This window comes from Chitinophaga sp. XS-30 (assembly GCF_008086345.1).
Classification (GTDB): Bacteria; Bacteroidota; Bacteroidia; order Chitinophagales; family Chitinophagaceae; genus Chitinophaga.
This window is the reverse complement of record NZ_CP043006.1, coordinates 2,566,714-2,587,879: the sequence shown is the minus strand read 5'-3', so window position 1 is coordinate 2,587,879 and position 21,166 is coordinate 2,566,714. Positions and strand designations below refer to the sequence as shown.

Genomic DNA, 21,166 nt, shown 5'->3' with positions numbered 1-21,166 from the left:
AAGTTCTCATGAAACGGGCGTTACTGCAACTTCACCTTTCCGTATTCCTGGCCGGGTTCACCGGCATACTCGGCAAACTGATCACCTTGAATGAGGGAATGCTCGTCTGGTATCGTTTGCTGATCACCGTTATTTCGATGTACATCCTGTACAGATGGCAGGGCATGCTGAAAAAGCTCCCGGCAAAAGCCCTCCTGCAGATCGGCGGCACGGGTTTCATCGTAGCCCTGCACTGGATATTCTTTTATGGCAGCATCAAATATGCGAACGTTTCCATCGGCGTAGTATGCCTTTCCCTGATGAGCCTGTTCACCGCCATCTTTGACCCGCTCATCACCAAAAAGAAATTCGACCGCACAGAATTGCTGCTGAGCCTGCTGACGGTCTTCGGCATACTGCTCATCTTTCATTTCGATACGCAATACCGCACCGGCATCATCCTCGGTATCTTTTCCGCTATGTTCGCCGCGCTGTTCACCGTACTCAACAAAAAACTGGTGGTCATGCATGATGCGGTGAACATCACTTTTTATGAGCTGGGCATCGGTTTCCTGGGGCTGACGCTCCTCATGCCTTTTTATCTTTACGCCTTCCCGGTGACCTCTCTCCTGCCTTCGCTGCCGGACTTCGGTTACCTGCTGATACTGGCCTGGTTCTGCACCATTCTGATGTATATGCTGATGGTGAATGCCCTGCGGAAAATATCCCCTTTCACCGTTAATCTCTGTTTCAGCCTGGAACCGCTGTACAGCATCATCCTCGCTTTCGTCATCTTCCGGGAAAACGACTTTCTGCAAGGCGGCTTCTATGCAGGGCTGGCGCTGATACTGCTTTCGGTGGCCCTCCAAATGGTCCGCATCTACCGCCAGAGCCGCTCATCAACTAGTCATGCCCCTTCCCGCCCGGATTGATTATTTTGTGCCGGTCTAAACCAATAAAAATTATCTCGCTTATGATCCGATCTGTTCGCCGGGCCGCATCCCTGTTCCTCCTGCTGCCGGTCATGGCAGCCGCTCAGTCGAAGAAACCGCTGGACCATACCGTTTATGACGGCTGGCAAAGCATTGGCGTCAAAACCATTAGTGACAACGGTCATTGGACGGCTTACACCATCACACCGCAGGAAGGCGATGCCACGCTCGTGGTGCGCAACCTGAAAAACGACAGGGAGATCTCCGTCCCGCGCGGCGTAAGCCCTGTTATCACACAGGATGCGCGCTTTGTGGTATTCACCATCAAGCCGCTGTTCAGTGAAGTGCGCCAGGGCAGGATCAAAAAAAAGAAACCCGATGAAATGCCGAAAGACTCCATGGGCATTATTGACCTGGAAAGCTTCCACATCACCCGGATACCCGCGGTAAAATCCTTCAAAACGCCCGAAAAAGGCAGCGGGCTGCTGGCGTACCTCATAGCGCAACCCAAAGCGGATACGGCAAAAGACCGGCCGAAAAGACCCATTCCGCGCATTATTGACGCCGCCGATGCGGATGACGGCAAACCCGGCAGTGCCGACCCCGGAAATCTTGTAATACGCCACCTGCGCACCGGCGTGGAGGATACCATTACCAGCGTAGCCAGTTACACCCTCAGCGAACCGGGCAACAAAATAGCGGTCGTTGTCAATCCTCCCAAAAAGGATTCACTGGCGGAGCCGGGCGTCTGGCTGTGGGATGTGGCAGCGCGCAGGGCGGATACCCTCAGTCGTGGTCACGGCAGCTTCGTACAGTTCGTTTTTGATGAAAAGGGAACACAGCTTGCCTTTTTTTGCAGCCGGGACAGTGCCGCGGCGCTGCAAAAATTCCATGCCCTGCATTACTACCGGAACGGGCAGGACAGTGCGCACATGGCCGTTACCCGCACCACTGCCGGCATGCCCAAAAACTGGAGCGTGTCGGACAACGGCGTGCCGCGCTTCTCCAAAAACGGTGAAAAACTGTTCTTCGGCACCGCCCCCATCCCCGCTCCAAAAGATACTACCATCGTAGATTTTGAAGTAGCGAAAGTAGACATCTGGCATTATAAGGATGATTACCTGCAAACCATGCAGCTGAAGAACCTGGACAGGGAGCTGAAAAAGAATTTTACCGCCGTGTACTACCCGAAAGATCAACGCATGGTACAGCTGGCCGATGAGCAACTGGAAAACCTCGTCACCGCAGACGAAGGGAACGCGCTGTACGCGCTCGGCACCACAGATATCAACCATCGCATTGCCATGCAATGGACCGGCAGCACCAACAAATCCGCTTACCTTGTGAACACGCAAACGGGGGAACGCAAACTGGTGAAAGCAGACCTGGATGGCATGTTCAGCATCTCTGCACAGGGCCGGTATGTGTTGTGGTTCGACATGCAGCAGGGGAGCTGGTTCAGTTACGAAGCCGCTACCGGCAACACCCGCAATATCAGCAGCAGCATTCCCGTGCAGCTGACGGACGAAGAAATGGATATGCCCGACGATCCCCGCCCCTATGGCTATACCGGCTGGATGGAAGGCGACCGCTACGTGTATCTCAATGACCGTTACGACATCTGGCAGGTAGATCCCTCCGGCAGGGAAGCCCCGGTGATGATCACAAAAGGCCTCGGCCGGCAGACGAAAACCGTGCTGCGGAATGTGCGGCTGGACCGGGAGGAACGTTTCCTCAAACCGCGACAGACCCTCCTGCTGAGCGCACAGCAGGATTCCACCCGTTACGGAGGTTTCTATTCCCTGAAGCTGAACGATAAAAAAGCACCGCAACAGATCGTGATGGGGCCTTACAGCTACACGGGCGCGGAAAAAGCAAAAGACGCGGAGATGTACATCTTCCAGCGGCATAATTTCAATGAATCACCGGATATCTTTGGCGGCGCAAACATCGCCAAAGCGGAGCGCCTCAGCCGGCTGAACCCGCAGCAGGCGGAATACAACTGGGGAACCGCAGAGTTGTTTACCTGGGAAACCTACAACGGCAAAACCACCCAGGGCATCCTTTACAAACCGGAAGATTTCGATCCGGCGAAAAAGTACCCGGTGCTGATGTACTTCTATGAAAGGCTCACGGATGGCCTGTACACCTATCAGGCGCCCGCACCCACCCCTTCCCGCCTGAACATCACCTTCTTCGTCAGCCGCGGATATGTTGTACTGGCGCCGGACATCCGTTATGAAACCGGCCACCCCGGCAAAAGCGCATACGATTATGTGGTAAGCGGAGCCGAAGCCCTCGCTAAAAACCCCTGGATCGACCGCAGCAATATGGCCATCCAGGGCCAGAGCTGGGGCGGCTACCAGGTGGCTTACCTCATTACCGCCACGCCGCTGTTCAAGGCAGCCTGGGCCGGCGCACCGGTAGCCAATATGACCAGCGCCTATGGCGGCATCCGCTGGGAAAGCGGCATGAACAGGCAATTCCAGTACGAACATACGCAAAGCCGCATCGGCGCCACCCTCTGGGAGAAACCGGAATTGTATATCGAAAACTCACCGCTGTTCCATCTGCCGAAAGTCACCACCCCGGTGGTGCTGATGCACAATGATGCGGATGGCGCCGTACCCTGGTACCAGAGCATTGAAATGTTCACCGGCCTTCGCCGTTTAGGCAAGCCCGTATGGATGCTCAATTATAACAATGATGCGCATAACCTGATGCAGCGCGCCAACCGGAAAGACATCCAGATCCGGCAGCAGCAGTTCTTCGATCACTACCTGAAAGGAGCGCCGGCACCGGTATGGCTCAGCAAGGGCGTACCGGCTATCGAAAAAGGAAAGAACTGGGGCTTCGATTATGTGGATTGATGACGACAAGCCGCTTTCTACTATGTTGACAATCAAGCAATCATTTTTATAACTGATTAATTATCAAGCATCTATACAACAAAGCTGGGCTTCTGCTGCCCGGCTTTGTTATGCTCCTGTTAACTGAAAGATTTTCAATATTTTGCATACTAATTCAGAAAATTTCTAATTAGAATGATATATCATATACTAATTTTGGTATATTTACATAAGTTTTAGCGGAGAAGGATAAATTATAAACCGCAACAAATGCCTATGAACACCTATATCCTGAAGCCAAAGGAAATTTTGCAACCACTGGTGCAAAAGTATATCGTTCTGCAGAACATCACATCCGCTGCAGAGATCGCTCAGAAAAAGCTTTTTACTTTAGGGAAGCAATACCTGGTATTCACCCAGAACGGCAGCCTGTCTTTCAAACCGAACGATCATGCTTCCTTTGAATTACCGGAAGCAGCGGTGACCGGCCCTTTCACCTGCGCGGTAAATGCCCGTGTGAACGGCCCGCTCAATGCAGTGATCGTACAGCTGAATGAATATGCCAGCCACCGGCTGATGGGCATCAGCATGGAATCCGTGACCAATTACTTCCGGGACCTGACCAAGGTGGATATGCAATGGCAGAACATCGCCAACCAGCTGCATATGACCTCCAACCTGGATACCATCGCCGGCATTCTGAACAATGCGCTGGAAAATCTGCTGCCGAAGCAGAATACATCCCTGCGCCAGATCGACGAGATGGTGGATTATCTTGCCGCACAACGCGGCCAGGTGCAGGTAATTGAACTGGCATTGCGCTTCAAGACCAGCCGTCATACCCTGGAACGCCAGTTCATGGAAGTGACAGGCCTCACACCGCAACTGTACACCCGCCTGCTGCGCAGACAGCGGTACGCATAAAGAGACGCACAGAGTATGGAATATTTGAAACGCCGGATCGCACAATGCACCGGCGTTTTTGTATTTTTAAGATCGTATCGGGACAAAAAAAATCAAAACGATGAAGAAGATCATTACCTGGCTTGTGATCATACTGTTTATCATCCTCGTCTTCTGGCTCGGCCAGTGGTCAGGATCGCGTACGGTGAACGAACAGGTACTGTCCAACAGCCTGATCGTCCGGGAAATAGCAGAGCTGGCCAGCCTGGAAGTGGAGGGCAGCGCATCCATCAAACGCAGTAACGTGGAGAACAGCGGTAACTGGACGGACAACCTGAAGAAGGTCTTTGCCGAAAACACCATCTGGGTAACCGTTCCCTACACTGCCAAGTACGGTGTGGATGTCAATGAACAGAACTTCAAGGTGAATGTGAACAAGAAAAAAGTACAGGTAAGGCTGCCGGCTCCGCAGCTGCTCAGCTACGAACTGCGGCTCAATAAAATGGAAACCGCCAACAGGAAAGGCTGGCTGATGTTCTCGGACGATGACACTTATACCGATGTACAGAAAAAACTCTATGAAACTTCCCGCGCGCAGCTGGAAGACAACAAAGTGTACATCGAACAGAGCAAGGAGAAGATCAGGAAGATCATTACGCAATACTACGCGCCCTTTGAGTTGGAGGTAGATATCCGGTTCGGGGATGAAGCCCCCCGGCCAGTCAAGCTCGACTGACATCTGGCATCACTTTCGGCAAACACGGATCGGTCACGCCCGATTGACGGTGATGTACTTCACCAGGCAGCGCTTGGCTATTGGCAGCAGCGTTTCCGCCACAGGGAATTTCAATTCTGTTTCCACCGTGTACACCGCCGGGTTGGGCAACTCTTTCCGGTGGCGGATCAGATCGGTCTTTATACGCTGGTCCGTCTGCGCCAGGCTGCGGGAATAAGTGCTGATATATTGCGTGTGGATACCCCTGTATTTTTCGTCATGCCTTTCAAAAATGGTAAGGCGGTATTGATACACCAGCGTATCGCTGAAATGCCCGTCATTCAGCAGCATGTACCCTTCCTGCACATCCAGCGGTATCAGCCCCACCGGCGCTATGTTCAGGTTTTCCTCCACAAATTCATAGATCTCCGTTCCCTCCCTGATGGTACGGTCCATCTTCCCGAGCGCGTACTGCATGATGTTTTCCAACTCATCCATCAGCTCATTGTCCTCGATCATCTGCTCGTACAAAACCTGCAGGCGCTCCAGGTTAACTGCCGTCAGCCGCTTGGGAAACTGTTGCTGCAGATACTGCTTGTTTTCCCTGAACGCGATGAGATTGTTGTAGTGAAAAATGACATCTCCAAGCTGCGGATATAACATGTTCCGGTTGAAGTACTGATTGATCTCTTTCAGGTAGGCGAGCAAGGTGTATTTCTTCAGTTCAAAATCAATGTACCCTTCCGCGAACCATGTGTCACTCAATGCTTTCATAACTTTTGACCAATTTGTGCAGGCCTTATCTGAATTTACGAAAAAATCTAATATCTAAGGCATTTTTGGGCGTATATTCACATTTTTTTACCTATCATATAATCCTTCCGCTCCTTTGCTGTATTGCTTTGCATAAGTTTTATCATTCATGTAAAAATCGGCTGAAACCCTTAAAAACAGGGGGACCTATTTTTTTATTGAGTTAATTCCTTAACTTCAGTATTATTTTTCATTTTTTAACTTTTTTATCATGAACATCTACGTAGCCAACCTGCACTACAGGTTGAACGATGAAGACCTCCACCAAATCTTCAGCGAATTCGGTCAAGTAACCTCAGCTAAAATCATCAAAGATCACGAAACCGGTCGCTCGCGTGGTTTTGGATTCGTTGAAATGCCCAACGAAGAAGAGGGTACAAAAGCTATGGAGAGTCTGAATGGTAGTGAAGTGGAAGGCAAACAGCTGATGGTTAACGAAGCACGTCCCAAACAACCCAATAATGGTGGTGGAAACAGAGGCGGTGGTGGCCGTGGTGGCTACGGTGGCGGCGGTGGTCGCGATCGTCGTTATTAATTCTACTTAAACTATTCGACATCATAAAAAAGGCTTCCGTGCACGGGGGCCTTTTTTATTTGCAGCACGGCTAACTCCATGAAGATACGATTAAAGCCATTGCCGGACCATGGGCCTTTTTTATTATTTGCAGTATGGCGCCCGATAGATCAAAAAGCCCTTACGGCAATGACCGGAAGGGCTTTATAATGATATAACATCTTAGTGATCAATACTCTTTTTCCGGATCAAAATGCTCCAGCTCTTCCGCTACGGCGCTCAGGAAAGTGGAACCCAGCGATCCATCAACAATACGGTGATCGTAGGACATGGACAGGTACATCATATGCCGGATGGCAATGGAGTCCCCCTGCGGCGTTTCTACCACTACAGGGCGCTTTTTAATGGCGCCTACCGCCAGGATGGCTACCTGGGGCTGGTTGATGATGGGAGTGCCGGTAAGGCTCCCGAAAGTGCCTACATTCGTGATGGTAAAAGTACCGTTCTGCGTGTCTTCCGGTTTCAGGCGGTTGTTCCGGGCGGCGGCGGCCAGGTTGTTCACCTGTCTGGCGAGCCCTACCAGGTTCAGCATATCCGCATTCCGGATCACCGGCACAATGAGGTTGCCGCTGGGTAATGCGGTGGCCATACCGATGTTGATGTCCTTTTTCAGGATGATCTTGTCCCCATCCAGCGAGCAGTTGACCAGCGGGAATTTCTTGATGCATTTCACAATGGCTTCCACGAACAGCGGCATAAAGGTGATCTTCTCCCCTTCGCGTTTCTCGAAATCCTTCTTAACCCTGTCCCGCCAGCGCACCATATTGGTGACATCGGCTTCTGCAAAGCTGGTCACATGCGGACTGATCTGTTTGCTCTGCACCATATGGTTGGCGATCAGTTTGCGCATCCGGTCCATTTCAATGATCTCCACGTTTCCGCCATAGCTGTTGGAAGCAGGAATGGTAGTCAAATTACCGGAAGCGGGCTGTTGAACCTGCGGGGTTTCCCGGGTAGCTTGCTGCCGTTCAGGTTCCTGTTGTATGGAGCCGCCGCCTGTTGTGCGGGCAGCGATGTATTCAAGGATATCGTTCTTGGTCACCCTGCCTTCATTGCCGGAACCGGGGATGTTTTCCAGTTCGGCAAAACTCACGCCTTCCTGCTGTGCGATGGTGAGCACCAGGGGGGAATAGAACCTGGCTTCGCCGGATGCGGGGGCGGCAACGGGTTCAGGGCGCGGCGCGGGCACTGCCTGGAACCGGGTCTCGGACTTGGGAGCGGGAGCAGCGGAAACGGGAGGCGCGGCAGGGGAAGCGGCCACTTCCGCATCAGCTTCCGTACGCACCCGCGCGATCACCGTACCTACGGGCACCACATCGTTCTCATTGTAAAGTATCTCCGTAATTTCGCCTTCCGCAATAGAAGGCACTTCACTATCTACCTTGTCCGTTGCGATCTCCAGCACTGTTTCATCCACCTTTACCATATCACCGGGCTTTTTATGCCAGCGCAGGATGGTAGCTTCCATAATGCTTTCTCCCATTTTGGGCATCACCAGTTCGACTATTGCCATATTCGTGGTTGTTTTTTGTAAAAGTCAAAAATAAGGTAAATTATAGTTCCGGCCATTTCTGTAACCTGTTCATTCTGATCGTTCCAGCCATTTCCGCAGCTCATTCTGCGCCGCCACGCAGGTCATGGCAATATTACGCGCCCGGTCGTAACGGAAATGATATTTTTTTGCACGGAGGCTGCCCGGCCCTCCCGCGGCGATCCAGACGGTGCCGACAGGTTTCTCCTCACTCCCGCCGCCCGGGCCCATGATACCGGAAACAGCCATCACGCAATCCGTTTTCAGCACCTTTAATGCGCCTGCTGCCATCTCCAGTACCGTTTCCTCGCTCACGGCGCCATACCGCTCCAATGTGGCCGGCTGCACACCCAGCACATTCATTTTCACTTCATTCGAATAACTGACCACACTTCCGGAAAAATATTGTGAGCTGCCGGCAAGGGCGGTGATCTGGCTGGCGATGCTTCCGCCGGTACAGCTTTCGGCTGTCCCTACCGTCAGTCCCTTCGTCATCAGCTTTTCCGCCAGGATCGCGCTCATGGGCTGGTCTGTTTCAGCGACCAGGATGTCCGTCAGCAGGTCGCGCATCTTCGTGAACTCCGCGCTCAGCTCCGCCGCGGCGGATATCTTGTCCGGCGCCACGGTGGTGAGCCGCAGTTTCAGCAACCCGAAGCTCGGCAGGTAGGCCAGTTTGATATGCGGCGGCAACAACGCTTCAAAACCGCTGAGCCTTTCCGCCACAAAGGATTCCCCCATGCCGGTAGTGATCAGCGTATGATGCAGCAATGCCGGCGTTTCAAAACGTTCCCGCAAACGCGGGATCACTTCTTCTTCCATCAGTCCCTTCATTTCAAACGGCACACCGGGCATGGACACATAGATCTTTTCATCTTTGCCGAACCACATGCCGGGCGCGGTGCCACGCCGGTTCGGCAGCACGGTGCATACGTCCGGCACAAGCGCCTGGTCTACATTCCGCTGCAGTACCGGCAAGCCGCGGCTTTCAAACATCTGCATGACAGCTGCGTAAGTAGCCTCGTCCCTGACGAGCTTTCCGCCGAAATATTCGCAAAGCACCGGTTTGGTGATATCGTCCGCAGTTGGCCCCAGGCCACCGGTGATCAGTACGATATGCGATTGCCGGCCTTCTTCTTCCAGCGCCTGAATGATCGCACTCCGGTCGTCCCCCACAGCAACCCGCCGCTGCACCCAGATGCCGGCCTGATTCAACTCCCGCGCCATCCAGGCGGAATTGGTATCCACTGTCTGCCCGATCAGCAACTCATCCCCGATGGTGATGATGCTGGCTAAGATCTTTTCCATGTTATGCTTGCTGATTTGCCGTGAAATAAGGCGCCAGCTTCTCCCGCAGGGCCTCCGGCATGTTCATCCTGGTTTTGTTCTTTGCATCAATGAATGCCAGCGTAGTCACACCCACATTCAGCAACTCTCCCTTCTGGTTATACAGTTCCGAGTGGAACTGTATCTTGTGATTTGCGGGAAGCTCTTTCAGTATAGTCTTCACCGTTATAACGTCATCGTAATAGGCAGGGCGGAGGTACTTCACCTGCAGTTCCGCTACCGGCATGATAACGCCTTTCTCCTCCAGTTCCCGGTAAGTAAAGCCCAGTTGCCGGATGGCGTCCGTACGCCCCACCTCGTAGTACAATGCATAGTTCCCGTAATAGAGATACCCCATCTGGTCCGTCTCCCCATACCTCACCCGTATATCGATCGTTGTGCTGTACATCGTAAAAAGATTTTGCGGTGTAAATGTAGGATATTCCTGCATCTGCAGAAAAAGTGAAAAAAAAGGGAACCTGCGGTGTAAATGCCGGACATGCCGTCATCTACCCGCAAATTCCCTTTTTTTGCAGAGGATCGCTCTCTTATTTTCCGATAACGCCGTCCAGCGAGTATTTACCCGGACCGGTGATCAGGATAGCTGTGAAAGCAAAGAGGAACATATAGGCAGTTTCCTTTTTACCCAGCGGATCAGCTGCGTGTATTACAAAAATGATCACCAGCATGCAGATGATGAGGGGGATTGTGGCCCAACGGGTCAGCAGGCCCATGGTCACCAATGCCCCGCAGAAAAATTCCGCGAAGATGGTCAGCCCCAGCGCTACGTTCTGCCCCAGGCCGATGGGGTCCGGAAACTGTTTTACGTACTCGGAGAAATTGGCCAGCTTCGGCCAGCCATGCGTCATGATGAAACCGCCGAAAACAACACGGAGTATCAATTGCGACAAATGAACGGCTCCATTCGAAAAGCGGGAAGATAGTAGTTTGCTCATAGTTGGATTATTGGTTTGATTCTTGTGAAATACTCTGCTTTTTGGAAAACGCGATTCCGGGTCAAATTTAGATAGATTCTAATATATATGCATATTAATTTCAAATTTCGTGATTCGGATTACCAAAAACAACGGGGGCACATTGAATTAGTTATCCACATCCGGGAGCTTATCCACACCAGGTAGATAACCTGCTACGCGGGAAAGACGATAAACTTTTATATTTGTCCGGTTTGTAAATCCCGATCTTTGCCAATTTTAGCGGAATGCAGCGCAGCCTGCTTTCGTAATAATTTCGGCCTTGTGCCGTTTAAAACAGTAATTACAAGGAAATAACACATAAAGCATGAAGCTATTCACTCGAAAGAACTTCTCCCTTCCACCCATGCATGTACTCCTTCTGCTTGCAGGCTTAACGGGCGCTACAGCCGCGGAGGCGCAGCAGACCCGCGTTTACACGGAGCCTGACAAGGTATTCAAGGAAGCACAGCAATTGTACCGCGAAGGAAAATACGCCGTATCCATGCAATTGTTCAGGCAAACGATCGATGATATCGGTTATTTCCAGGAGACCAACCGCTCCCTTGTGAACACGGATGCGCACTATTACTATACCATGTGCGCGCTGAAACTGCAGAATGCGGATGCGGAAAAGAAGGCGCTTGAATTTATCAAGTCGCACAACAACAGCGCCAGGGAGCAGCTGGTGAGCTTTCAGCTGGCCCGTTTCTATTTCCACCGCAACAAACTGTCCGAAGCCATTCCCTATTACGAAGCTGCGAGCATCGACAATCTCTCCAATGAAGAGATCGCGGATATGAAATTCGAACTGGCCTATTGCTACTTTAACGTCAAGGATTTTGCCAAAGCGCAGCCGCTCTTTGCTTCCATCAAGGACATCGAGAACAAATACTACATCCCGGCCAATTATTATTACGGCTTCATCTCCTACTACAACAAACAGTACAGTGCTGCCCTCAGCAGCTTCCAGCGGGTGCAGAAAGAACCGAAATATAGTACCGTAGTACCTTACTATATTGCGGAGATCTATTATTTCCAGGGGAAACAGGACCAGTTGATCGCCTATGCCGAACCGCTCATCCGCCAGGGCAACATGTATTATGAAGGAGAACTGAAGCAGCTGGTAGGCCAGGCTTATTTTGAGCGGAAGGATTACCCGAAAGCGCTCCCCTATCTTGAAGAATACCATGAGAACGCGGAAGAAGTGCGCAAGGAAGACGTTTACCAGCTTTCGTACACCTATTATCAGACAGCGAACCTGGACAAGGCTATTGCCGGTTTCAAGCAACTGAGCAGCGAGAAGGATTCCCTGGGGCAGAACTCCATGTACCTGCTTGGTGACTGTTACCTGCGCACAGGGCAGAAAGCCAATGCAAGGAACGCTTTTGCTTTCAGCGCAAGGAACAGCTCCAATCCGAAACAGCAGGAGATCTCCCGTTTCAATTACGGCAAACTGTCCTTTGAACTGGGTTACCAGGATGTAGCCATCTCTGAACTGCGGGGCTTCCTGGATACCTATCCACGGTCTGAATACATCAAAGAAGCGCGCGAAATACTCGTACAGCTCTTCGCCAACACCAATAATTACAAGGAAGCCATGGCCCTGCTGAACATGCTGCCTGAAAAAAGCCCGGCGGTACTGAAAGCCTACCAGAAAGTCGCCTACGGCCGCGCTACCCAGCTGATCAACGATCAGCAACTGGCGGAAGCGGACCGGCTGCTGGATATATCGCTGACCAACCCGTACGACTCCCGGATCGTGCAGCTGGCACAGTTCTGGAAAGCAGAGATCGCGCTGCGCCAGAATAATCCGGATAAAGCCATCGGCAGCCTGCAGGCTTACTTCAACTCCGGCGCCACACCCATCTCCGGAGAAGCCAACACACAAACTGCGAGTTACAACATGGGATACAGCCTGCTGAAAAAAGAGCAGTACACCGCTGCCCTGCCCTATTTTGAAGCCGCACAACGCACCAGCGGCCCCAATGCCGGACGCATCGCCAATGATGCCCTGCTGAGAATGGCAGACTGTTACTACATGCTGCGCGATTTCCCGAAAGCCCTTTCCCTGTACGACCGCATTATCAGTGCCAATGAACCCGGCGCGGACTATGCCACTTACCAGAAAAGCATCATCTACGGCATCCAGGGCAAACACAACGAAAAACTGAGCCTGCTGAAACAGCTGGCACAACAATATCCCAACTCCAACTTCAACAATGATGCGGATATGGAGATAGCGGAAACCTACCTGAGCGACGAACGGTTCAGTGAAGCGATCCCCTACCTCAAAAACGTTCTGCAAAAGCAACCCAATGGCGCCAATGCACCAAAAGCGCTGCTGACGCTCGGCCTCGCTTATTTCAATACCAACCAGGGCAGTACCGCCATGCAGTATTTCCGCCAGGTTGTGGAGAAATTCCCGAATTCCGCCGAGGCCAATGATGCGCTGCAAAGCATTCGCACCATTTATGTGGATCAGGGCAAAACCGATGAATACGTAGCGCTCCTGAAAGCAGCCGGTAAAACCGTGACTGCCTCCGCAGAAGATTCCATCAGCTATTCCGCCGCGGAAACCCGCTTCAGCAACGGTGATTGTGCCGGCGCCGTAACTGCGTTCGACAGCTATCTGCAACGTTTCCCGGAAGGGCAGTTTGCCTTGCAGGCCAATTTCTATAAAGGTGAATGCCTCTTTAACAGTAAGGATTACGCCAATGCCCTGCCCGCCTACGAGGCTGTGCTGAGCCGGGGTGCCAGTCCTTTTGCGGAAAGAGCCGCCCTGCAGGCCGCTTATATGAACTATTACCAGGTTAAAGACTACGCGAAAGCCAGGGGCTACTACCAGCAGCTGCAAAGCCTGTCCACCACGAAAGAGAATACGCTCAATGCCACCCGCGGCCTGCTGCGAAGCAGCTACCAGCTGAAAAACTGGGAAGAGGTCCGCCTGCAGGCCGAAACCCTGCTCTCCGGCAACAATATCAGTACAGACGACCAGATCGTCGGTCACTTTTACCTGGGCAAGGCACAACAGGAAAAGCAACAATACGATGAAGCCATCGCCGAATACAAGATCGTAACGGGACTGACCAAATCAGAGATCGGAGCGGAAGCGCGGTATAATATCGCCAAAGCTTACCTGGACAAAAACGATCTTGCCGCCGCGGAAAAAGCCGGTTTCGATGTGATCAAGAATACATCATCATACGAGCTGTGGACGGCCAAGGCATATATTCTGCTGGGTGATGTGTATCACCGCCAGAAAGATTACTTCAATGCCAAAGCTACTTTCCAGAGCATCGCAGAGAATTGCCCGATCCCCGAACTGAAAGCCGAAGCCAAAACCAAACTGGAGCAGGTGGAAGCGGAAGAAAAAGCAGGATCGAAAATCAAATGATCTGTATAAACGGCATACTCCATCATAAGGTTTCATGGCAGGCGAGAAAGATAAACCGGCGAAAGCGGTCCATCGAAACAAATTACAAGGCAAATCAATACGCGTTAAATATTAACAGATGAATATCAAACATATATCCGGACTGGTTGTTTCCTTCGCATTGCTGCAGCATGCTGCCTTTGCCCAGAAGGATACGCTCAAACAGGAAACCATCGATATCATTTCCAAATACCAACCCAGGCTCCGGGATGCAGCGAAGCTGAACCTGACGGCCTCCCTGCCCGCCATCGACACCAGCCGTCCGCGGCTGGGTTACCAGGTGCCGGCGCTGAACCTCTATTTCATGTACCAGCCCGTTCCCATCCGGCCGCTGGCGTTGGGTAAGGACACCTCTTCCCTCCAGATGCAGAACAACTACATCAAATTAGGGTACGGGAATTACCAGACCCCGCTGGTGCAGGCAGGGTTCGGCACCGGCCGGAACGACAAATACAATCTCGGCGTCTTTTTCAATTACACCTCCTCAAAAGGCGATATCGAAAACCAGGATTATACGGCCATCAATGTGCTCGGTTCCGGCACTTATTATTCCCCCCTGCTGGAATTTAACGCCAGCCTCGGCTACAATCGCAACCAGGTACATTATTACGGCTACGATCATACCCTGTACCAGTTCGATAAATCCGATGTGAACCAGGCTTTTAACGAAGTGATCGCCAAATTCGGCGCGAAGAACAGGCCGCAGAACGACTGGGCTTTCCAGTTCAACCCGCAGGCCGAATTCATCATCTTCGGTGATGCCTATAAAAGACTGGAGAATACTTTTGTGCTGAAAGCGCCCATCCGCAAGCAATTGTTCGAAGATATCTGGATAAAAGCGGAAGGTATTGCGGACCTGAGCACATTCAAGGAAGATAACAGCGAAGCCATCAACAATAACGTAGCCGCCATACATCCGGCTCTGGAGATCACCAAACCGGGCTTCATGCTGCATGCGGGCGCCAATCCAACATGGGCCAACGGCAAGTTCTACCTGCTGCCGGACATCGTGAACGAATCCCACCTGATCCGCAAAAAACTGATACTCAGCAGCGGCTGGATCTCTTATATCGAAAAGAACAATTTCCGCAACCTCGCCAATCAGAACCCGTTTTTCAATAATTACAACGGCGATATCCTCAATACCCGCAGGGAAGAAAAATATACCGGCATCAAAGGCACACTGGGCAGCCACCTGAGTTACAATACCAAGTTCGCCGCCGTAACCTGGTTCAACCTGCCGCTTTTTGTCAACGATTCAACAGACGGCAAAACATTCTATACCCGGAACGAAGAAGAGCTGCGCGCCTTCCAGGTACATGCGGAAGTGGGCTACATCCAGGAGGAGAAGTTCCAGGCGCGGGTGAGCGTGGACTGGTATAACTTCACGAAGCAGGCCACCGAGGTAAAACCCTGGCACATGCTGCCATTCCAGGCCAACCTGTTTGCCCAGTATTCCTTCGGCAAGAACTTCCATGTGAATGCCAATCTTTATACCCTGAACGGCAGCTATTACCGGCTGGACAATACCAATGATTTCGGTAAAACCAAATCGGTGCAGGACCTGAATGCGGGCGCTACCTATAACATCGGAAAAAATTTCAACCTCTGGGCAACCGCGAATAACATATTCAGTTCCAAATATCAACGCTGGTACGGGTATCCGTCATACGGCTTCAATGTTGTGGGAGGCATCACCATTAAGTTTTAAATGTGTAAACTTGCAGTCAAATTGACGAGACCATCATAATGCTACAGCAATACATCACCGAAGTACTATTCAAACAGCAGGCCTGCTCCGTTCCGCAGGTAGGCACTTTTACCATCCAGCATATCCCTGCCCATTTTTCCGTGGTGGACCATATGCTCAACCCTCCCCGGCAGCAGGTGACCTTCGAGTCCCGCTGGGAAGATGATGGCTCCTGCCTGCACTGGATCTCCCAGAAGGAGAACCTGATAGAGACGGTAGCGGCTTTCAAGATGGACAGGTACCTTCAGGATTTCAGAGAGCGCCTGCAAACCGGTTTGCCGATGGATCTGCCGGGCATAGGTTCCCTCCGGCTGGACCCCGTGGGCCAGATCCGTTTCACCCCGCAGGAGCTGCCGGACCTCTGGCTGCCGATATCCCTGCAGCCCGTGCTGCGGCCCGAAACTGCCCAGAAGATATTGCAGGGCAATACCGAGGTGGTGAACCATGAAGTGGTAGAGCATACCACTGTGGTACCGGAAGCATTTGAAAGCGGAGGACGTTTCAGGTGGTGGTGGGTAGCCGTTCCGGCCGTGCTTGTTGCCGCAGGCGTCAGCGCCTGGCTGCTGAAGGACAAACTCAGGGATTATTCATTCGCCGGCAACAGCCCCGCGGCAGTGGACACGCCTTTCACAGCACCGGTAGCCGTAATGCCTCCGGCAGACACATTGGAGACCGTAGCCCCGCCGCCCGTGAATGACAGCATCGATTACTATGTAGTGTTCCAGACCTTCCGGCAGAAAGAAACGGCAGAGAAAAGCCTTCGCAACAGGATCGCGTGGGGATATCCGGAAGTGGTGTTGTATGCTTCAGCCGATTCCTCCCGGTATAATCTGGCTGTACCTTTCCGCAGCATGCCGGCCGATACGCTGATGGCACTGGATTCTGTGCGAACGAAGTTCAATTCACCGGTACATATCGAGTATTAACGATAACTATCCGCAGTCCAGGGCATTGTTCATTTGCCAAGCTGCTCCACCACGATCTTCAGCCCTTCTTCAAAGCTGCGCGGTGCAAACCCCAGTTCCGTTTCCGCTTTTTCTACCACAAAGCCGGTTTTCGCGGGCCTTTTAGCGGGTTGCTTGAAGTTGGAGCCATCCACTTTTTCCAGCAGTTTTGCATCCAGATTCAAATACCCGGCTACCTGCACAGCCATATCATAGGGTGTAAGCATGTCTTTCCCCGAAAGATGGAAGACGCCTTCCGCGCGTTTATCGATAATGAGCCTGCACCCTTCCGCCAGGTCCTGCACAAGGGTGGGCGTGCGCCACTGGTCATTCACCACTTTCAGTTTCTTCTTTTGCTCCAGGTTGCTCTTTACCCAGGTAATGATATTGCTGCGCCGGGGATCATCCGCAACACCGTACACCAGTACCGTACGGGCAATGGCCCATGCAGCTTTCGATTGTTTTACGATGCGTTCCGCAGCGGCTTTGCTGGCGCCGTAGTAATTCACCGGGTTAACGGGATCATCTTCCCGGTAGGGACCGTCCAGCCCGTCAAAAACAAAATCCGTGGAAAGGAACAGAAAAAAAGCGCCTGATCTTTCAGCGCCCTGTAACAAATATCGTGTAGCCGTGACATTTACCATCCAGCAGGAATCCTTATTCCGTTCACAATCATCCGCCTGCGTCATGGCAGCGGCATGAACGATCACATCGGGCTGGCTTCTTTCTATCAATCCCTTTACCGCCGCTTCATCTGCCAGGTTTACCGATTCATATCTGTATCCTTCCTGCTGGCGGAGCCTGTTTGCTCCCCTGCCGGTGGCGATCACGTCGTATCCGGGCAAAGCCGCAAGGCGTTGCACCAGATATTGCCCCAGGAGCCCGTTGCTCCCTGTGATTAATACTTTCATCATGTTAATATACTAAAAAGGGGCTGTATCAGACGTAAAATATGCCCATTTTAACGGGATGCCCCGTGGATTTCCACGCCGGCGGCCTTCCGGCCCATTGTTTTACTTCCGATACAGCCCCTCCGGGACTTTTTACATCTTCATGCCCAGGTTGTACATGGTAAAGGCCCAGATATCCGTTGCTTCATCGATCAGCTTGGATGTGGGCTTACCGGCGCCATGCCCGGCCTGCGTTTCTATACGTATCAGCACGGGATGGCTGCCCTGGTGGGCTTCCTGCAGCGTGGCTGCGAATTTGAACGAGTGAGCGGGCACCACCCGGTCGTCATGATCCGCCGTGGTCACCAGTGTGGCGGGATAGTGCGTGCCTTTTTTCAGGTTATGCAGGGGGGAATATTTGATGAGATAAGGGAATTGCTCCGCCTTTTCGCTGGAACCATATTCCACCACCCATGCCCATCCGATCGTAAACTTCTGGTAACGAAGCATATCCATCACGCCCACCGCCGGCAAGGCTACTTTGAACAGGTCCGGGCGCTGCGTCATACAGGCGCCGACCAGCAGACCGCCGTTGGAACCGCCGCGGATGGCCAGTTTTTCCGGGCTGGTGTATTTTTCCTTCACCAGGAACTCGGCCGCCCCGATGAAATCATCGAACACATTCTGCTTTTTCTCCAGCATACCGGCTTTATGCCAGGCCTCACCGTATTCGCTGCCGCCACGGAGATTCACCACCGCATAAACACCGCCCTGCTCCATAAAGAACAGGTTGGATATGGAGAAACCGGGGGTCATGGGAATATTGAAACCGCCATAACCATACAGCAGCACAGGATTCTTCCCGTTCAGCTTCAGGCCTTTGCGGTAAGACAGGAATATGGGCACTTTGGTGCCGTCCTTGCTGGTAAAGAATACTTGTTTTGTCTCATAATCCGCCGGGTTGAACTTCACCTCGGTTTTCCGGAAAACCTCCGATTTGCCGGAGGCAATGTCATATTTGTAGATGGTGGACGGGGCTACAAAAGAAGTGAACGTATAGAAGAACTCCTTGTCCTCCGCCTTGCCGCCGAAGCCTCCGGCGGTGCCGATGCCCGGCAGGGCGATATTTCTTTCCAGCCTGCCCGTCATATCATACTGTACAATGCGGGTGGATGCGTCTTTCAGGTAGCTGGCGAACATTTTTCCGCCTGCGGTACCCACCCCCTGGAGCACTTCCGGCTGTTCGGGGATCACGGTTTTCCAGTTTTCCTTCGCCGGATTTTTGGGGTCTACCAATACCACCTTGTAGTTGGGGGCATCGTGGTTCGTACGCACCAGCAGCTTGTCCCCCACATTCTCGATCACGGACGGATTGTAGGCGAAACCCTTTATCAGCAGCCGGAACTCCTGCTGTGAAGGGTCTTTCATATCCCGGTACCATACTTCGCGCCCGCTGGTGCCTTCGGTAGTGCTCAGGATAAGGAACCGCTCATCCTCCGTCATTCCCGCACCGGCATTACGCAGGGGAAACTCTTCATCCACATACACCAGCTCGTCATCCGCCTGGCTGGTACCTACCTTGTGGTAGTACACTTTATGGTATTCGTTCTTTTTGGAGAGCTTGCTTTGCTCATCCGGTGCGTCATAGCGACTGTAATAAAAGCCGTCCCCTCTCCAGGAAAGGCCGGAGAATTTGATCCAGTCCAGCTTGTCGCTCAACAACTGTTTGGTCTCCACATCCATGACAAACCCTTCCTGCCAGTCGGAACCCGCTTTGGCCACGAGGTAGGCCACATATTTCCCGTTTTTGGAAAAGCTCATGCCGCCGAGGGCGGTCGTTCCTTTTTCGGAGAGTTTGTTGGGGTCTATGAAGACCTCCGGTGTGCCATTGAGGCCAACTTGCCGGTATAATACCGACTGGTTCTGTAACCCGTCGTTCTTATAGAAGTAATAATATTTACCCTCCCGGAAAGGGGAACCGTATTTGGGATAGTTCCACAATTCTTCCAGCCGGTGCCTGATCTTCTCCCTGAAAGGAATGGCGGACAGGTAACCCTGCGTTACCTTGTTTTCCGCTTCTACCCAGGCCTTCGTTTCTTCACTGTTATCATCCTCCAGCCAGCGGTAGGGGTCTGCTATCTTTTGTCCATGATAGTCATCCACGGTATCAACTTTCCTCGCTGCGGGATAGGTGAGGGAAGCTTTTTGCTGCGCCGCCAGGGTGCCCGCCGAAAAAATCATCATTGCGCTCATTATAATATACTTATGATTAGATTTCCACATACATATATTTTTTATAAAAAGATGGTGGTTTATTTAACTAAAATTAAAAATTTAGGTTATTTCATCGAATATCTGATAGGAAACTGGTAAAAAATGTTAGTTTTGTGCGCTCTTAAAAGGGCTGATTTAGGGCAAATTACTATGAAATGACCATACCGTGTGGGCATTGTCAGGAAATTATTCGATGACACATGAATAAAACGCCATGTGCCATTGACAAATCGGCAAAATTACACATGAAATAAAATCCCATGTGGCAATTGATAAATCAGTAGAAACACACATGAAAAAAGTGAACAACATCGCGGTTCTTACCTCGGGGGGTGATGCTCCCGGGATGAACGCTGCCGTCAGAGCGGTCGTAAGAACGGGCATTTACCATCATTTGAATGTATTTGGCGTGATGTATGGTTATCGGGGAATGCTCACCGGCGATATCTTTCCTATGGAATCCAAATCTGTCGCCAATATCATCCAGCGTGGCGGCACCGTATTGAAAACCGCGCGTTGCAAGGAATTTTACGAAGCAGAAGGCAGGAAGAAAGCTTATGATAACCTGAAGAAATTCGGGATAGACGGCCTTGTAGTGATCGGCGGCGATGGTTCTTTCAAAGGGGCCCAGAAGTTCAGCCAGGAATTTGATATTCCCTGCATCGGCCTCCCCGGCACGATTGACAAGGACATCGCGGGCACCGACTCCACTATCGGCTTTGATACCGCCGTGAATACAGCGGTGGAAGCAATTGACAAGATCCGGGATACGGCAGATGCGCATGACCGCCTCTTTATCATCGAGGTGATGGGGCGCGATGCCGGTTATATCGCCCTGCACAGCGGTATCGCTACAGGCGCGGAACATATCCTCATCCCCGAACGCAAGACCAATATCGATGATGTGATCGATGATCTGATGGCAAACGAGCGCCGTCAGAAAATGGTGAACCTCATTGTGGTGGCGGAAGGTGATGAATTTGGCGGTGCGAATGAAGTAGCCCGCCATGTGAAAGAGAGAATGCCCCATCTGGATACCCGGGTTTGCATCCTGGGCCACATCCAGCGCGGCGGCGCCCCCACCTGCAACGACCGGGTGATTGCCAGCAGAATGGGTTATGCGGCTGTAGACGCCCTCATCAGCGGCACCAGCAACGTCATGATCGGCATCGTAAACAACAAAATACAATACACTCCGCTCGACAAGGCTGTGAAAGCCAAGCAAAAAATCGATCCTGAATGGTTCAAGATTGTCAAAATTCTCGCGAGTTAAATAAAC

16 protein-coding genes are annotated in these 21,166 nt (G+C 52.0%); 9 read left to right on the top strand and 7 right to left on the bottom strand.

Translation table 11 applies throughout. From position 1 onward, the window contains the following. Positions 1-8 precede the first annotated feature (8 nt). From FW415_RS10635 to FW415_RS10620, 4 genes are all read left to right on the top strand, one after another. Positions 9-911 carry a DMT family transporter gene (locus FW415_RS10635; RefSeq protein WP_148384581.1) on the top strand — a complete coding sequence of 301 codons (903 nt, stop codon included), beginning with the start codon at positions 9-11 and terminating at the stop codon, positions 909-911. Positions 912-952: 41 nt separating this feature from the next. Continuing rightward, positions 953-3,781 (top strand): prolyl oligopeptidase family serine peptidase, encoded by a 2,829-nt coding sequence (locus FW415_RS10630; protein ID WP_148384579.1) that lies wholly within the window; start codon positions 953-955, stop codon positions 3,779-3,781. Between the two features lie 255 nt (positions 3,782-4,036). Further along, positions 4,037-4,684 carry a DUF6597 domain-containing transcriptional factor gene (locus FW415_RS10625; RefSeq protein WP_148384577.1) on the top strand — a complete coding sequence of 216 codons (648 nt, stop codon included), beginning with the start codon at positions 4,037-4,039 and terminating at the stop codon, positions 4,682-4,684. Positions 4,685-4,784: 100 nt separating this feature from the next. Then, positions 4,785-5,399, top strand: coding sequence for a DUF4230 domain-containing protein (locus FW415_RS10620; protein ID WP_148384575.1), 615 nt, complete (start codon positions 4,785-4,787; stop codon positions 5,397-5,399). Positions 5,400-5,432: 33 nt separating this feature from the next. Here the strand turns inward: FW415_RS10620 and FW415_RS10615 are convergent, their stop codons facing one another. Continuing rightward, positions 5,433-6,152, bottom strand: a complete 720-nt coding sequence (locus tag FW415_RS10615) for a hypothetical protein (protein WP_148384573.1) — start codon at positions 6,150-6,152, stop codon at positions 5,433-5,435. Between the two features lie 250 nt (positions 6,153-6,402). On the opposite strand from FW415_RS10615, the gene FW415_RS10610 reads away from it, so the two are divergent. After that, entirely contained in the window at positions 6,403-6,726 is a 324-nt protein-coding gene (locus tag FW415_RS10610; protein ID WP_148384571.1) for an RNA-binding protein, read from the top strand. 208 nt (positions 6,727-6,934) lie between these two features. Here the strand turns inward: FW415_RS10610 and FW415_RS10605 are convergent, their stop codons facing one another. From FW415_RS10605 to FW415_RS10590, 4 genes are all read right to left on the bottom strand, one after another. Continuing rightward, positions 6,935-8,278: a dihydrolipoamide acetyltransferase family protein gene (locus FW415_RS10605; protein WP_148384569.1), complete on the bottom strand. Its 1,344-nt coding sequence runs from the start codon at positions 8,276-8,278 to the stop codon at positions 6,935-6,937. Between the two features lie 69 nt (positions 8,279-8,347). Next, positions 8,348-9,601 carry a CinA family nicotinamide mononucleotide deamidase-related protein gene (locus FW415_RS10600; RefSeq protein WP_148384567.1) on the bottom strand — a complete coding sequence of 418 codons (1,254 nt, stop codon included), beginning with the start codon at positions 9,599-9,601 and terminating at the stop codon, positions 8,348-8,350. Position 9,602: 1 nt separating this feature from the next. Next, positions 9,603-10,028, bottom strand: coding sequence for a thioesterase family protein (locus FW415_RS10595; RefSeq protein ID WP_148384565.1), 426 nt, complete (start codon positions 10,026-10,028; stop codon positions 9,603-9,605). Between the two features lie 139 nt (positions 10,029-10,167). Then, positions 10,168-10,575 (bottom strand): DoxX family protein, encoded by a 408-nt coding sequence (locus tag FW415_RS10590; RefSeq protein ID WP_148384563.1) that lies wholly within the window; start codon positions 10,573-10,575, stop codon positions 10,168-10,170. Positions 10,576-10,921: 346 nt separating this feature from the next. Between FW415_RS10590 and FW415_RS10585 the strand changes: the two genes are divergently transcribed. The 3 genes from FW415_RS10585 to FW415_RS10575 all read left to right on the top strand — a co-directional run bounded on the left by FW415_RS10585 (position 10,922) and on the right by FW415_RS10575 (position 16,705). Continuing rightward, complete coding sequence (locus tag FW415_RS10585) at positions 10,922-13,990, top strand: tetratricopeptide repeat protein (protein WP_148384560.1); 3,069 nt, start codon at positions 10,922-10,924, stop codon at positions 13,988-13,990. Positions 13,991-14,108: 118 nt separating this feature from the next. Continuing rightward, positions 14,109-15,740 carry a hypothetical protein gene (locus FW415_RS10580; protein WP_148384558.1) on the top strand — a complete coding sequence of 544 codons (1,632 nt, stop codon included), beginning with the start codon at positions 14,109-14,111 and terminating at the stop codon, positions 15,738-15,740. A 38-nt stretch (positions 15,741-15,778) separates the two neighbouring features. Beyond that, positions 15,779-16,705, top strand: coding sequence for a hypothetical protein (locus FW415_RS10575; RefSeq protein WP_148384556.1), 927 nt, complete (start codon positions 15,779-15,781; stop codon positions 16,703-16,705). Between the two features lie 29 nt (positions 16,706-16,734). Here the strand turns inward: FW415_RS10575 and FW415_RS10570 are convergent, their stop codons facing one another. Beyond that, complete coding sequence (locus tag FW415_RS10570) at positions 16,735-17,637, bottom strand: SDR family oxidoreductase (RefSeq protein ID WP_246859003.1); 903 nt, start codon at positions 17,635-17,637, stop codon at positions 16,735-16,737. A gap of 129 nt (positions 17,638-17,766) precedes the next feature. Continuing rightward, positions 17,767-19,857: a prolyl oligopeptidase family protein gene (locus tag FW415_RS10565; protein WP_246859002.1), complete on the bottom strand. Its 2,091-nt coding sequence runs from the start codon at positions 19,855-19,857 to the stop codon at positions 17,767-17,769. A gap of 322 nt (positions 19,858-20,179) precedes the next feature. Here FW415_RS10565 and pfkA point away from each other — a divergent pair, with 322 nt between their 5' ends. Then, complete coding sequence (pfkA, locus tag FW415_RS10560; RefSeq protein ID WP_148384552.1) at positions 20,180-21,160, top strand: 6-phosphofructokinase; 981 nt, start codon at positions 20,180-20,182, stop codon at positions 21,158-21,160. Positions 21,161-21,166 lie beyond the last annotated feature (6 nt).